The sequence below is a fragment of the Dietzia sp. Die43 genome, from assembly GCF_024519835.1.
GTDB classification, from domain to species: Bacteria; Actinomycetota; Actinomycetes; order Mycobacteriales; family Mycobacteriaceae; genus Dietzia; species Dietzia kunjamensis.
The window spans coordinates 1-358 of the sequence record NZ_JALJRF010000084.1 but is presented as its reverse complement, the minus strand read 5'-3'; the positions used below and the strand labels follow the sequence as shown (position 1 = coordinate 358).

General features: G+C 58.4%; 1 pseudogene. It reads left to right on the top strand.

What is annotated here, in order from left to right:
- Window positions 1-256: 256 nt before the first annotated feature.
- A pseudogene (locus NR111_RS18910) lies at window positions 257-358 on the top strand (chemotaxis protein CheW); the annotation flags it as partial.

The following is a 358-nucleotide window of genomic DNA, read 5'->3' as shown; positions in this document are numbered from 1 at the left end:
CGCCTGGACCCCAATGAAATCAAGTGGCGCAGTCACCGTGGCCAACGCCCGTGGCTGGCCGGCACGGTGATTGAACATATGTGCGCCTTGCTCGATGTTGCCGAACTGGCGGAATTGATCGCCACCGGTGGCGCCAAGCAGATGGCGATCAGTCAAGCGGCCCACAAGCCGAAGTAAACCAACAACAGGCCGCGTCCGTCGGGCGTGGCCACACAGAACACACGCCGTTTTCAACGGTTATTTGAGGGGTCAGGGTATGAATAAGTCGTCGTCTGCACAGGGTTCCGAAGATCCGATCCTGCAATGGGTCACCTTCAAGCTGGATAACGAGTCCTACGGCATCAACGTGATGCGGGTC